General features: G+C 41.4%; 10 protein-coding genes. 7 read left to right on the top strand and 3 right to left on the bottom strand.

Annotated elements, in window-relative coordinates; translation table 11 throughout:
* Positions 1-2 precede the first annotated feature (2 nt).
* The 3 genes from QJ048_RS08340 (at position 3) to QJ048_RS08330 (ending at position 6,543) form a co-directional block, all read left to right on the top strand.
* Complete coding sequence (locus QJ048_RS08340) at positions 3-3,872, top strand: hypothetical protein (protein WP_282333879.1); 3,870 nt, start codon at positions 3-5, stop codon at positions 3,870-3,872.
* On the top strand, positions 3,869-5,110 hold the full coding sequence (locus QJ048_RS08335) for a contractile injection system tape measure protein (RefSeq protein WP_282333878.1): 1,242 nt from the start codon (positions 3,869-3,871) through the stop codon (positions 5,108-5,110). Before QJ048_RS08340 ends, QJ048_RS08335 begins: the two co-directional genes overlap by 4 nt.
* 98 nt (positions 5,111-5,208) lie before the next feature.
* Complete coding sequence (locus tag QJ048_RS08330; RefSeq protein ID WP_282333877.1) at positions 5,209-6,543, top strand: ATP-binding protein; 1,335 nt, start codon at positions 5,209-5,211, stop codon at positions 6,541-6,543.
* Between the two features lie 81 nt (positions 6,544-6,624).
* Here QJ048_RS08330 and QJ048_RS08325 read toward each other — a convergent pair whose 3' ends face one another.
* Positions 6,625-7,515: a carbohydrate kinase family protein gene (locus QJ048_RS08325; RefSeq protein WP_282333876.1), complete on the bottom strand. Its 891-nt coding sequence runs from the start codon at positions 7,513-7,515 to the stop codon at positions 6,625-6,627.
* Between the two features lie 223 nt (positions 7,516-7,738).
* Here QJ048_RS08325 and QJ048_RS08320 point away from each other — a divergent pair, with 223 nt between their 5' ends.
* Positions 7,739-9,067 (top strand): DEAD/DEAH box helicase, encoded by a 1,329-nt coding sequence (locus QJ048_RS08320; protein ID WP_282333875.1) that lies wholly within the window; start codon positions 7,739-7,741, stop codon positions 9,065-9,067.
* 162 nt (positions 9,068-9,229) lie between these two features.
* Positions 9,230-9,949 (top strand): carbon-nitrogen hydrolase family protein, encoded by a 720-nt coding sequence (locus QJ048_RS08315; protein ID WP_282333874.1) that lies wholly within the window; start codon positions 9,230-9,232, stop codon positions 9,947-9,949.
* A 60-nt stretch (positions 9,950-10,009) separates the two neighbouring features.
* On the opposite strand, the gene QJ048_RS08310 is transcribed toward QJ048_RS08315, so the two are convergent.
* Positions 10,010-10,675: an FAD-binding oxidoreductase gene (locus tag QJ048_RS08310; protein WP_282333873.1), complete on the bottom strand. Its 666-nt coding sequence runs from the start codon at positions 10,673-10,675 to the stop codon at positions 10,010-10,012.
* 439 nt (positions 10,676-11,114) lie between these two features.
* On the opposite strand from QJ048_RS08310, the gene QJ048_RS08305 reads away from it, so the two are divergent.
* Entirely contained in the window at positions 11,115-11,879 is a 765-nt protein-coding gene (locus tag QJ048_RS08305) for a ThuA domain-containing protein (RefSeq protein ID WP_282333872.1), read from the top strand.
* Positions 11,880-12,000: 121 nt separating this feature from the next.
* On the opposite strand, the gene QJ048_RS08300 is transcribed toward QJ048_RS08305, so the two are convergent.
* On the bottom strand, positions 12,001-13,272 hold the full coding sequence (locus tag QJ048_RS08300; protein WP_282333871.1) for a Na+/H+ antiporter: 1,272 nt from the start codon (positions 13,270-13,272) through the stop codon (positions 12,001-12,003).
* Positions 13,273-13,417: 145 nt separating this feature from the next.
* Between QJ048_RS08300 and QJ048_RS08295 the strand changes: the two genes are divergently transcribed.
* Positions 13,418-15,172: an ABC transporter ATP-binding protein gene (locus tag QJ048_RS08295; protein ID WP_282333870.1), complete on the top strand. Its 1,755-nt coding sequence runs from the start codon at positions 13,418-13,420 to the stop codon at positions 15,170-15,172.
* Positions 15,173-15,354 lie beyond the last annotated feature (182 nt).

The following is a 15,354-nucleotide window of genomic DNA, read 5'->3' as shown; positions in this document are numbered from 1 at the left end:
TCATGAGTATTGCGAACACATTCCCGGTATTTGAAGCGGATCAGGTGCTTACCAACAAGCATCTGAATGATCTCTTCAATTATTTAGATCAGCAAAACCGGTTAACGCGATGCAAATTAATAGGCAGCGGTATTGTATGCGGCCTGGAAATTTCGCATACCAATGACACCATTAATATTACTAAAGGTTGTGGCGTTACATCCCAGGGCTACCTTATTTTGCTTTGCGATCACATCGGTGAAAATGGGTACAAGTATTGCATGTCATTTACAAAACCTCCATTCCCGGCTGATCTCGAAATTATTTCGCAATGCGGTGATCCCAACCCGGGCAATGTACCATTCTATGCTAGACCCGATCATGCTGAAGAAGCCAGTAATGATATTTTGTTATTGTTGACACAAACTGAGTATGATGCCTTAAACGATAAAACGAATGCCGCTGCCTTATCCCAATGGGCAAATTTGAGCAAATATGCAGTGGTCCTTTTTCTTGATGCAGATGAGCTGAAGCTGAAAAATTGTGATACTAACGATTGCAACGATAAAGGCAGCAGAATGGAACTGGATGTAAAGGTTTTGCTGGTAAACAAAAAACTGCTTGCTCCAGGAAGCAACAATGGAGGTGATGGTAAGGTTACTTTTTCGCATCTTGAATTAAGGCGCTACAACGTGCCTGTTGGTAATCTGAATTCTTCAGACGATGTGTTGAATGCGTTCGTTGATATCGTAACGAGCGATGCGATTTTAGATACACTGGCAAAAGACCTGAACTATTGCTTCATTACCTATGGTTCATTGTTAAGCGGTGTTAGCAATTATTCTTTTGGTACCGGTGCAGATTTTAAGAAGATGCTGAAACTCATTCAGCTTTCCTTTCCTGTTTACCTGCAATACTTCTCTGATTTTATTTACGATCTTATAAAAGCAGTATATGAATTCAAATACAAGGCCCACTATATTACCAGCGAATGCTGCGGTGATGAAATGCGGTTCCCGTTTCATCTAATGTTAGGTGATGCGAGTGCAAACACGGGTAATGCACCTTCGGCCTATCGCCAGTACTTTATTTATTCGCCTTTGTTTGATGAGCAAGGATCAGGTGCAAACGAGTTGAGAAGTTTGTTGATGAGAATGATCCTGATGCATCAAAATTATCTGCTTAAGGAAAAAACAATTCGCCGTGGTTTGGGGCAAGACATACGAATAACCCCAAGTGCGTATGGTCGTAATTTTATTTCAGAGCGATGCATTCCTTATTACTACAAAACTGTTCATGACAGTGCAGATGTGGTTGCAGAAGACCTTTATTATTACTGGAGTTTCGATAAAACAAAGAACGGAAACGCAAGATGGAACCTTAGTTACGATCCAACTCCTTACAATAGTTCCAATGTTATTGCCAATCCATTGTTGTACGATATCGAATGGTATAATTTCTTCAGAATCGAAGGACACATCGGCAAGAATATTAACACAGCGCTCACTGATCTGATCTCAAAAAAGCAACGCTTCAATTTACCATTTGATGTGATTGCTTTAAGTGCAGACTACATCGGTGCTTTTTTAAGCGGTGATGATCCGGTGTGCATTATTCAAGATCTTGAATCTGATTACAGGATCATCATCGCAGAGTTCATTTGCAAACTACATGATGCGTTTTGCAATGCTGGGAAGAATAAATTTACACCACCTGTGCAGGTTTTTGAAGGAGGTTTGTTTGAAGACAAGGTTGCGGCAGCTACCGAAAAAAAAGTGGCGAAGAAATCTGCCAAAAAAGTTGCCGTCGAGGAAGCAGATGCTGTGGAGCCAGTAGCCGCTGCATTTGAAAGGGCCAATATTGTGATTGATCATCCGTTTATCTCCAGCCTTGTGAGTGAGTTCCAGGCGTTGGCCGCTTATACAAAGGGTGATACTTTATCAAGATTGTGTGCACCGGCTAATGGTACGGTTGGCAAGTACTATATCGACAGCGTAAAAGCCAACAATGGAAAGTATGTGAATCCTGCACCGAATGATGCGAACAATTCTGCACTCTTCAATTTTGTAGACAGTGTGGAAAGTATGTTCCAGGTATTGATGACGAAGGATTTGCCTGTACTTGATACCACGGCATTTAAGGTGTTGTACTCAAATTTCGAGATGGCCACAACTGTGCTAACTGACGTAATGATAGCCGCGCTAAAGGCCTCGAGCGCCAACGACAGTTCCGCAATTACGCTTCGCCTGGAAGTGCTGATTAGTAACATGCAATTGATTTTGCACACGTGCATTGTTGAAAAACTGGAAGCCTTGCGAAATGAATATCTGCGAAGAGTGGCGCAATATCGCTTGGCAAAGAATTTCAATTATTATTTTAAAAGGCATGGTGGTATTGAACACAAGGCAGGTGTGCCAAGAGCAGGAACGTTTATACTGGTGTATCATGAAGAAAGAAGAAACAGGTTTGTTGACGTGAATTCAATATTTGTCAATAAAGAACTAAGCAATGTTTTACTGACAAATTTCCGTGAACTTTTACAACCTGATGTGGACCTGGATACGCAGGAGGCAAAGGCAAAGTTGCTCGCTGTAACAACCTTGTATAAAGATCCACAGTTGTACTTGCAGTTTAAAAATGTAATGCAGGAATATCTTGACAACTGCAATGATTTGCCGCCTGAAAAAAAGAATCAGATTTCGATCATCATTAACCGTCCGCCAGATAATCCGACATATCAATTGACGAATGGCGAAGTGATCGCAGATTTTTACGTGCCATATATGTGTTGTAGCGATTGCCTTCCTGTTGCCTATATATTGCCTGAAGCACCTGCGCCAGATCCGTTGCAGGTTTCACAGGGTGATCCTGTCTGCGATCAGGAGGGTAAGAATTATACAGTTACCCTTACTGTTACAGACGGCACTAAACCATATTCATTTACGGTCAACAACACAAGTTCAACGAACAATCAGGTCACATTGCCAACAGGCAGTGCGGATACTGTGGTAACCATTAAGGACTCAGCGAATCAAAGTGTTACTGCAACAATAAAGAGTCATGAATGTCAGCAACCATGTAATCTTCCGTGCAAGGGAATGGCGGAAAATTGTAAGTACTACATGTGGTTCGCGAAACCGTTGGATGTGCTTAAAGATTCCATCCACCATGTCACGAATGCCGCTAAACTCACATTGACAGATGAAAATGGCGCAGATACCGTGATTGACCTGAAAGAGATTTTTGTGAAGATCATGAATGACGTGAAAATCACTGAACATGTTTACGACGACCTCCTGACGAAATTGTTTGCAGAAGTGAACGTTAAAATTAAATCTGCGGCTCCGCAATTCCTGGAAAACGGTAAGCCAATGTTTAGCTATGACGGTAATACGGTCGGTAACTTCCAAAATCAAACAATCAATATAGAAAGGTTTATTTGTCAAAATATAAATCTTGAAATAAATGCCGACATCACCAATGTAAATTATCAAAGAAGTGCGAGAGTAAGGGCGATCTATGATAACAAACAAGTTTGGATCACTATTTCTTCAAATGATCAGCAGAACTTTGAATTTATGGTGCCGAAATTTGGCTGCGTTTCTCTCGATAAATGCGCTGGCAAAAGTGTTGAGTTGTGCAAAGATAAATTGGATATAAAAGAGTTGAATATGAGTCGTGAGGGAGATCAGTTGGTTTTCAGCACAGCGCCTGGCTCTCCAACGTTTGATAAGTACATCTGGTATTTCCATTTTGCAAAACCCTTCTATTCAATGCAGGAAAAGCCGGGAGTAATTGCTCAGGGAAGTCCAGTCTACGTGCGGGTTGTTGGCATAAACTCCGCAACAGGATGCTACAGTATTTTTGAAAAAACATTTAACCTCAATCAGTGATCGAACGGAAGTCTCATATTATCCTTCAGCAGAAAATGGAAATACATTTTGAGGACCTTACTGATTATATTGGCGTTCAAAATGAAATACAGGAGTTGTTTTACGATCGGCTCCTTCCTGCTATGGAAGCGATTTTCGATGAAGCAGGCGGAAATAAAAATAGTATTGTTATTGAACGAATGGAAATTGATTGCGGCATGCTGAGCAATAATCGCTGGAAGGAGAAGTTGGTCGAGAAGGCATTAAATGAAATCCGTTCGCAGTTACATCAACAGCCACGAGCCGAAGGTAGTAGTGAGGCAGCTTTAATAAATGAATTTTTATTTTTTCTCGAAAACGGCCGCCTGCTATGGAACAGCCGGATTCAGTCTTCAAAAGAATTGGAGCAGGTGATATGTGAGCGACAGTTGAGCAGATCAGAAATAATGCAGTTGAAAGCGCTGTTGTCAGCCAACTATACTGCTGTTGAAAGGTTGTGCTACAATTTTACAGAGCTGGTTATTCGTAAAATATGGCAGCAATTTGCAAACGCGGAAGACGTGTTATTGGATGGATTTATTTCGCTTGCGCAAAAGCATGAATTTACAGAAAGGCAAACACGAATAGGATTGACTGTACTGCTGAAATTGCTGGTTGAGGATAAGCATATAGATGACGTTGTTATTAAGGAATTGTTGCATGAGGTAAAGAAAAATAATCTGCCGCCCCAACCTAAAAAATCGCAGCAGGAAGTCGAATACCTTTACGTTCATAATGCAGGTCTTGTAATACTGCATCCCTTTTTGCCGGCACTTTTTGCTGAACTGGGGTTATGGATAAACAAAGAATGGAAAGATGAAGCTGCACAGCACACCGCGGTTAGGGTACTGGAATATCTGGCGACTGGTAATCACGAAAGTGATGAGTTTAATTTGTCCTTCAATAAAATCATTTGCGGCATACCATTGTCTACAGCGCTGCTGCCTGCCGAAGTGCTGGCTGCAACAACGATGACAGAATGCGACGATATGCTGCGTCAGGTCATTCAACACTGGAACAAGATGAGCAACACAAGCGTCAGTGTTTTTCGGGAAACTTTTTTGCAGCGCAATGGCAGAATGCAAAAAATTGAAAGCGGCTGGCAATTGCATGTTGAACGCAAAGGAGTTGATATTTTAATAGACGGGCTTCCATGGGGAATCGGTATAATCGTTTTGTCATGGACAAAAGATCAGGTACATGTTGAATGGCAGTTGTAAACAATTTAATTAACGACAAAGATGTTAAGCTCGTACATAGAAAAGTCAAGCAGTACTCCGGTTGAAAGACAGCCGAAGGCATTTACAAATTAAATTGCGTGCAAGCAACATCCCAAAATATCATACAATCATTGGACTTTCTGAAAGAAGTCATCAACCGAAAACTGCAGCATTTTTTTCAAAAAGAAAATGAAGATGCCTTTGTATATCCCCACATAAAACTTGAGCAGGATGACTCTCCACTAAGTCATTTTTTAGTCACCCGCAAAGTCAATATTGAAGAGTTTGTAATTCTACTGCTCGCTTTGTTTCCTCATGTGCAGCCGAATTTTCTGGATAACATTATTCAGCAGTACTTGCCTAATGGTGGGGACTTTGCTGAAATAGGCTGTGCAAAAGGTAACAATCATCGCGGCACAATTCCCACCGGAGAAACAGCGTTGTTTATTCTCGCGGGAAATGACGTAGCTAAGCGATTGCAGGCCTCGCATTATTTTTCAACAGAACATTTTTTTTCAACGGACAACATTCTTTCACTTGAACCGGTAAAAGATGGTGAGCCAAGAATGAGCGGAAAAATGATTTTGCAGGATGAGTACGTAGATTTGTTCACAATGGGTGTTGTCTCCAAACCCGCGTTTAGCCCGGAGTTTCCTGCCAGGAGCATTTCTACAAAAATGGATTGGAGCGATTTGATCCTTCACCCAAAAACAGCGGAGCAGATCAATGACATAAAAATCTGGCTTGACCACAATACTTCTTTTTTGAAAGATTGGGAAATGAGCAGACGCATCAAACCGGGCTTTCGCGCTTTGTTTTATGGGCCACCGGGAACAGGCAAAACGCTTGCCGCAACGCTGCTTGGAAAGCAATTTCAAAAAGAAGTCTACCGGATAGATATTTCGCAAGTCGTTTCAAAATACATAGGCGAAACTGAGAAGAACCTTGAGAGGATTTTTAATAAGGCGGAAAACAAAGGCTGGATATTGTTTTTTGATGAAGCAGATTCTTTGTTTGGCAAGCGTTCCAATGTACAAAGCGCACACGATAAATACGCGAACCAGGAAGTATCTTATCTATTACAAAGAGTAGAAGATTTTCCGGGGCTGGTTATTCTTGCATCTAATTTCAAGAACAATATTGATCCTGCATTTGTAAGACGTTTTAACGCGATCATACATTTTCCTGCGCCTACCGCTTCAGAAAGATTAGCTATATGGCAAAAGGCGATGCCAGCAAAAGCGCGACTGGCAAATGATTTGGACCTTTCAGTTATTGCAAACAGATACGAATTAACCGGGTCGTCCATTATAAGTGTTATTCACTATGCATCGTTGCAAACAATCAATAGAGGCGATAATGTAATATCGAAAAAAGATATTGTTGAAGGTATTAAGCGGGAGTATGAGAAGGAAGATAAAGTGTTTGTATAGGGGCGAATTGAATTCGCACTGGCGATAATTCTTAGCCATAAAAAAGATGACGAAGCATACTCGTTATAATGTTTTTTTTCATCAGAGCTGTTTTTGTTTATTTATAAGTTCGTGTATTTCATCTGGTAAGTAGTCGGGGCAGCCACCGGAGCGTGATGCAACCAAGGCGCCTAGTGCGCAAGCAAAAGTCAGCGTTTCGTCAGGCGTTCGTTGTTGAATGATACTGGTGATCATGGCGGCCAGGAAAGAATCTCCGCTGCCAATGGTGTCGGCAACTTTTACTTTAAATCCCTTGTGAGGATTGAGATTGCCATTGGTATTCATTAAGGCGCCATCTGCACCGAGTGTTACGATGATGTTTGGAATATCAAACTTCTGCTGAATCATTGTTATGCGATCAGTAGCAGTTTTGAAGTTTCCAAACCAATCCGCAATAAGTTGTAATTCGCTTTCATTCATTTTCAAAATATCAGCCTTTTGCAAAAGAGATTCAACAATCGCCCGATTGAAATGTGGTGCACGCAGATTGATGTCGAGCACTTTCGTATTAGCGTCTTCCAGTAATGTAAACAATGTATCTCTTGAAGTTTTGTTGCGGGCAGCGAGACTTCCGAATATAAAGTAATCGGCCTGTTTAACTAACGGAATCGTATCATCTTCCACTTCAATATTGTCCCAAGCAACGGGCGAAACAATATCGTATTGCATCTCGCCATGTACGTTTGCGGTGGCATGCACAATGCCTGTCGGCAAATGATAATCGAGTTGTACGTGCGCTGCGTTCACATTTTTTGTTTTAAGGAAAGTCAGCAGATCTTTTCCTCTTTTATCAAGACCGATACGAGAAATGAGAGCAGGTGATTGTCCCAGTTTCTGTAAATGATACGCAACATTCATGGGTGCTCCGCCCGGCAATGCGCCAGAAGGAAGCAGGTCCCAAAGTATTTCTCCGTAGCTGATGATATTGTTCATGGCGAAACAGTAATTAGAAATTAGGAATTAGGATGTGTTATTGAGAGGTTGGCTTTTATAAATGACAACAGTTGTTTTACTGTTCTCAAATATAATTCATTGCTGCTGGTTTCAACCGGCCGGATGATCAAAATGCACAGCAGGCTAAGCAACATTTGACATGGCCATGCCGGGTTTTGCGAAAAGTTTCAGGGTCGCCAATATTCTTTCTTACTTTTGCGGCATGCAATCTACAAAATACGATCTCCCTCAGATATTGGCAAACCTTAACATTGAAGCATTGAATGAAATGCAGCAGGCTTCAATTACCGGTAATGAAGCGCACAAAAATGTAATTCTGTTATCCGCGACTGGTTCAGGAAAAACACTGGCTTTCATATTGCCGGTGTTGGAAACCCTGAAAAGCAAAACAAAAGGTACACAGGCTTTAATAATTGTGCCTTCAAGAGAGCTCGCCATGCAGATAGAGAAAGTGTTCAAGCAGTCGGGAACAGGCTATAAGATCACTTGTTGCTATGGCGGACACAAAAGAGAAATTGAAGAAAATAATTTGATCGAGGCACCAACCGTAATTGTAGGCACGCCGGGAAGGCTTGCAGATCACATTCGACGTGAAAATATAAAAACTGATCATATTCAAACTTTAGTACTCGATGAGTTTGATAAATCGCTGGAACTGGGTTTTCAGGAAGAAATGTCAGAGATCATAAAACAACTCCCTGCACTGCACAAACGCATTCTTACATCTGCAACTTCTTCGGTTGAGATACCAGAATTTGTTGGATTGGAAGATGCCGCTACATTGAATTTTCTCTCCGGTGAAGATGGAGCAGAGAAAGCACTTGAAGTAAAGCAAGTTCTGTCTCCTGTGAACGATAAACTCGAAACGCTTTTCAAACTTGTTTGCTTTCTCGGAAACCGGTCTACCATTGTTTTTTGCAATCACCGCGAAGCTGTTGAAAGAGTAAGTGATTTCCTGTCAGATAAAGGGATTGTGAGTGTTTTTTATCATGGCGCATTGGACCAGCGTGAAAGAGATAGTGCTCTGGTGAAATTCAGAAATGGCACCTCGAATGTTTTGGTGACGACCGATCTGGCGGCACGCGGTTTGGACATTCCAAATATCCGTTACATCATACATTATCATTTATCACTTACGGAAGATACTTACACGCACCGCAATGGCCGTACCGCAAGAATGGATGCCAGCGGTACCGCCATATTGTTAATTGGTGCCGATGAGAAACTACCTGCGTATGTCACTGAGCCGGTTGAAGAAATAAAACTTGATGGCGAATACGAAGTGCCTGAAAAACCGAAATGGAGCACGCTTTATTTGCCACATGGCAAAAAAGATAAAGTAAATAAAATTGACATAGTAGGATTTCTTACACAAAAAGGAGAGTTGAAGAAAGATGATATCGGATTGATTGAAGTGAAAGACTTTTTCAGTTTTGTAGCGGTGCGCAAATCAAAAGTTAGCCACACATTGCAGTTGATAAAGGAGCAAAAGATCAAGGGTAAGAAAGCTAAGTTTGAGGTGGCAAAATAATCGTCGCCAACCCGTAGAGACGCGTTGAACGCGTCTCCTGAACGATCGGGATGTATGAATAAATTTCTTGTATCTGCACATAAATGTTTTCTGTTTAACGGAGACGCCTTCAAGGCGTCTCTACAACTTGCATTCTTTCTTCATTGGTAGTAACTTTAAATCATGAAGATCAGTGTAGCGCAAGCAAAACCAGAGACAGGTAATATAGAAAAGAATATTGCCAAACATTTGCAGCTTATCGATCTCGCAGACGGAGCTGATCTGATCGTATTTCCGGAACTTTCACTCACTGGTTACGAACCTGCAATGGCTGCCGGTCTTGCGACAAACATTGATGATAAAAGACTGGATGCTTTTCAGAAAGTAAGCGACAAACAAAGGATAACGATCTGCGTTGGCCTGCCAATAAAAAACGATGCAGGAGTATGTATCTCCATGGTCATTGTTCAGCCGGCGGAACTGCGCCAACTGTATTCCAAAACATATTTGCATGCAGATGAAGAGCCCTTCTTTGTAAGCCATCAAAATGATATAAATCTCACGTTAAGTTCTCGCATCACATTTGCCATCTGCTACGAATTGTCGGTACCTGAACACACAACCAATGCCTTTAAAAATGGCGAGAATATTTACATCGCCAGTGTTTCAAAAACAAAAAAGGGCATTGACAAAGCGTTGCTCACTCTTGCCGGCATAGCAAGCACGCACAAGGCGACGGTTTTATTAGCAAACGCAATTGGCGTGGAAGACGGTGCGCAAAGTGCTGGTCATTCATCTGCCTGGGACAATAAAGGTGTTTTGCTTGCGCAAATGAATGAGGAAGATGAAGGTGTAATTGTTATCGATACAGATACACATGAAACAGTGATTAGGAAACTATAGCGAATCGTAGCACTTGAATGACACTGATTTGAATGATTTGTACTGATGTATGCTGTATTGCTACTTTTCAAACACCACCGTTTCTGTAGGAGCTCCTAATTCGTTCAATGTATCAATAATGTCTTTTACCATTGCATCAGGTCCGCATATGTAGAAATGTTTTTTGAAATCATCAACATGCTTTTGAAGAAAGCCTTTGTTGATATAGTCTTTCAGGTAACCTGGTTTATCTTCTTTCGTTAAAATAAACACGGCATTATCGCCGAGCATATCGAGAAACTCAGATTCGTAAATGATATCCACCTGTTCATTATTGGAAAAGAAAAGCGTGTTGCCTGCCAGCTGATTGTCTTTATGCAGTTTTCTCAAGATGGCAATAAACGGTGTAATGCCCGCACCTCCCGCAATAAAATAGCCCGGTCCTTTATATTGAATCGTTCCCCAAACATCCCGTAGAATTACTTCGTCGCCAACTTTCAACTGATGTATCTGATCAGTGACACCGTGATGATCCGGGTAACGTTTAATGGTAAATTCAAGATAGGGCTGCTCTTCTAAAGCTGTAAATGTAAAAGGACGTTTTTCTTCCTTCCATCCATCTTTATTGATTGAAAGTTCGGTCGCCTGGCCCGGAATGAAATCATAGCCTTCGGGCTTTTCCAATCTAAAACTTTTTACATTTCGAGCTACTTCAATGATGTCGGTTATTTTGGTAACGATTTCCATAATTGCATTTTGAGAAATGATAAAATTAGCGTGTCAGTGTTTGGTTATTTCAGGAAACTAATCTACAGATAATTTTCTGTGTTGTATAACCCTTGAAAAGAATGAAAGTTTAAGAAATGTAGTGACCCGCACCGTCATCGCGAGCCACGGCGGAGAATGACAGCACGATTCTCTGAAGCTTGTACGTATTAAGACAAGCGTGGCGAAGCGATCTCCATCACAAGTTGCCGGCAGATTGCTTCGACCGCAGCACGCAGGTTAGTCTTTCCTCCCGTAACGCTGACGTCTATCCTCCGCAGGTCTCGCAATGACGGTGCGCCTGTTTCATCGGATTGTGACTTCAAGTTGTTTGATTTTCATACTGATGACAACTAGTTCTTTATTTTGAATGATTTAAAGAAAGATTGATATTTTTATTCGATAATAACCCATCGACGTCATGAACAAAACTTGCATTCTCCTTATATTGATCTTAATAGCCTTCGGCAAACTACACGCTCAAAATGTAAGCAGTAAAAGGTTTCACGCGATTGTCTTGTATGAAAATAAAGGGCATCATGTTGCTTTCTCTAATGCCGCAAGACTATGGCTCGATAAACTTGCCGCTGACAGCAACTTTGCCATAGACTATATCAACAAAACAGATTCCATTGACGATAATTTTCTGAGCCACTATCAATTGTTCATTCAACTGGATTACCCGCCATATGCATGGACAAAAACTGCAGAGCAGGCTTTCATAAAATATATAGAACTAGGGAAAGGCGGCTGGATCGGTTTTCACCATGCGACGTTGTTGGGCGAGTTTGACGGATATCCTATGTGGCAATGGTTTTCAGATTTTATGGGAGGCATTAAATTTAAGAATTACATACCGGATTTTGCGGATGGAAAAGTCATAGTGGAAGATGTAAAACATCCATGTATGAAAGCGCTTCCAAAAGAATTTGTGATCAATAAAGAGGAGTGGTACACTTACGATAAAAGTCCGAGATCCAGTGTACGCGTGCTTGCAAGCGTGGATGAGTCGACATATACGCCTTCAACCGATAAAAAAATGGGCGATCATCCCGTTGTCTGGACGAATCCAAAATTTGCAGCGAGAAATATTTATATCTTCATGGGACATGCGCCGGAGTTGTTTGATAACACTGCTTACACGACATTGTTCCGCAATGCGATCTTTTGGGCGGCGGGATGGTAACCGCAAAGAGCGCAAAGGAAACGAAGGTTTTTTATACTAAGAACTCAAAGAGATTATGTAAAAGGAGCACTTCTTTCTCTTTGCGCCCAACTTGGCGTCCTTTGCGGTTAAAAAAAGCGCCTTAGTGCCTTAGTGGTGAACTAGTTGTTGCACGTTTTCGCAGTTTCTTCACTATCCACGGTAGCGTCAAACCTTGTCCAATCAAAGTAAAGAGCACGACTAAAACGGATATAAATATAATAGCGCTTCGCTGCGGAAAAGGTTCTCCGTTTTGCAATGTAGTAGGTAAACCAATTGCAATTGCAAGCGACACAATACCTCTCATGCCGGCCCAGCTAATAATAATACTGGTTGGTACGTCTAACAACGCATCTTCCGAAATTCTTGCACGCGGATTTCGAAAAGCTCGTTGCAGATTTACCCGCTGTAAGTAAACCCTTGTCATGCGAATGCCAAGCGTTACAATGGTTATGACGATCGCGTAACATACATAAGGAAAGATTAGACGCTTTTCGATTCCTCGCATAACATATGGAAATTCGAGCCCGATAAGAATAAAGATCAGGCCATTCAAAAGGAAAATGATAATGTCCCAAATGTTTTTCGATTGTTGCTTTAATTGATCGGGGAATATTTTATTGCTGAATCTTGCAATGGCCAATCCCAAAATTACCACGGCCATCACACCTGACACATGCAGCGTTTCGGCTAACAGATAAGTGACAAATGGCATCAGTAACATAAAAGCAATAGCAACCATTCTATCGTCCTTTACACGATGCAAAATGAAAGCAAGCAATTTGCCCATAATAAAGCCAATCAAAATGCCACCGCCCATTAGAATAAGAAATTGTAAAGACGCCTTCCATATCACAAATGCAGTTCCCGTTACTGCCGCAACTGACAGTTGGTAAGCCACCAACGCAGAAGCATCGTTCACCAGGCTTTCGCCTTCGAGTATTGTAACAGTTTTATGAGAGAGCCCCAAACCCTTGGTAATACTGATTGCCGCCACAGCATCGGTTGCAGAAAGTATTGCGCCAAGTACAAACGAAAGCGGCCAACTCATGCCGGGAATAAGGTAATGAGTAATTACAGCAATGCCTGTTGCTGTTATAAATACCAGCCCTGTTGCTAAAGAACCGATGGTGTTAATATGCGTTCGGAATTCTTTGAATGAAATATTAAAAGCAGCATCGTACAAAAGTGGTGGAAGAAAAATTAGAAAAATAACTTCGGGATTGAGTTCAATATTGGGCAAGTTGGGAATAAAGCCAATCGCAATACCTGCGCTAATCAGAAGGATAGGGTATGGTAGTTTGATCTTGTCTGCAAAAGCAGAAAGCCCGATCATGATAGCCATTATAAAAATTACGATTGTATAATTCTCCATGGTGTAATAAAAGTCAAAAGTAAAAAATCAAAAGTCAAAAAGAGTGCTTGATTATATGCTGAATCTTTAAAATAACAAACATTTTGACTTTTGACTTTTTATTTTTTCCTTTTACCGATGGACCGGTTTTTGTTATTTTTAGCATATGCGAATTTTATGGAGATATCTTCAGCCACACAGAACGCTCATTTTTGTATCGTTAATACTGGCTGCAGTAGCACAGTTGCTTAGTTTGATCGATCCGGTTATTTTTGGTAAAATCATCGACAATTACGCAAACAATATAAATAAGAGACCAGAAGGTGAATTGGTTAAAGGTGTGTTGTTTTGGCTGGTATTAGCCATCGCGGTTGCATTGCTGGCGCGATTGGCAAAGGCTTTCCAGGAATTCACCACAAGACTCGCAGTGGCCCGCTTTGGCATGCAAATATTTAATGACGGCCTCCGGCAAACGTTACGCTTATCGTTCCAGGAGTTCGAAGAAAGCAGAAGCGGAGAAACATTGTCCGTGTTACAAAAAGTAAAAACAGACACCGAACGATTTGTCACTTCCTTCATCAATGTATTGTTTTCTTCCATCGTAGGCATTGGATTTCTTATCTGGTATAGCGTTACCAAAAACTGGATGCTCATTCCGGTGTTTGTAATTGGTATATTGGTGCTCGGTTCGTTAACCGGATTACTATCTAAGAAAATAAAAACTGTTCAGCGCTCAATCAATCGTGAGACAAATGCCATGGCCGGTGTTATAACAGAAAGCCTGCGCAACATAGAACTGGTGAAAAGCCTTGGTCTTACTTTTCCCGAAATAAGAAGACTGCGTGTACAAACACAAAAAATATTCGACCTCGAAATGGTGAAGGTGAAAAAAGTTCGTTCGCTGTCCTTCATGCAGGGAACCACGCTCAATCTTTTACGTCAATCTATATTGTTCATTTTGCTGTGGCTCATTTTCAGAAAAGTGCTAAGCACTGGTGAATTGATTGCCATGCAATTCATCTCTACCACTATTTTTGGGCCATTACAGGATTTGGGAAACATCATTTTACAGTATCGTGAAGTAGAAGCCTCCATTAACAGCTTTGATGTGTTGATGCATAAAACGGTAGAACAGCGTCCGGAGAATCCTGTTGAGATAGGAGACTTGCAGGATCTACGTTTTGAAGAAGTAGTGTTTCGTCACAAGACCGCAAACTACAATGCGATAGACGGCATTTCATTTGATGTGCGAACAGGTCAAACCATCGCTTTTGTTGGGCCCTCTGGTTCGGGAAAGTCAACATTAGTAAAGTTGTTGGTCGGCTTATACAGACCGATCGATGGTAATATTTACTTCAACAACGAGTCTTCCAATGAAATTCGATATAATGCTTTGCGCAGGCAAATTGGCTTTGTAACGCAGGATACACAACTGTTTGCGGGAAGCATTAAAGACAATTTGAAAATGGTAAATCCGGATGCTACGGATGAAGATATTTTAGAAGCGCTGCATAAGGCTTCAGCCACGCAATTGCTCAAACGATCTTCGCATGGTATTGATACCATTCTTGGTGAAGGCGGTATGAAACTCTCCGGCGGAGAAAAACAGAGGATCTCGATTGCCCGTGCATTGTTACGCAATCCCCGGTTGTTGATCTTTGACGAAGCGACCTCTGCGCTTGATTCCTTAACTGAAGAAGATATTTCGAACACCATTCGTGAAATTTCCGCAACACGTGAACAGATCACGATTTTAATAGCGCATCGCCTTTCTACGATCATGCACGCTGATGTTATTTACGTGCTTGAAAAAGGTAAAGTCGTAGAAGTGGGCACTCACGATGAATTGCTGTTGCAGAAAGGATTGTATTACGCAATGTGGAGACAGCAGGTGGGAGAAAGAAGAGGAGTTAGGAATTAGGAAATAGGAAATAGAAAATCAGTCACCCCGTAGAGACGCATTGCATGCGTCTCTGTAACACCCGAAATATGCTACAACAAATGTAGGGTCCTCGCTTTTTGTGCTACCGTGTTTTGGGTGCGAGAGAGATGCGTTCAACTCGTTTCTACGGACGGTTGCATTGCTCAATATAGATATACAGC

The organism is Pinibacter soli (assembly GCF_029961145.1).
Lineage (GTDB): Bacteria > Bacteroidota > Bacteroidia > Chitinophagales > Chitinophagaceae > Pinibacter > Pinibacter soli.
This window is presented reverse-complemented; position numbering and strand designations above follow the sequence as displayed.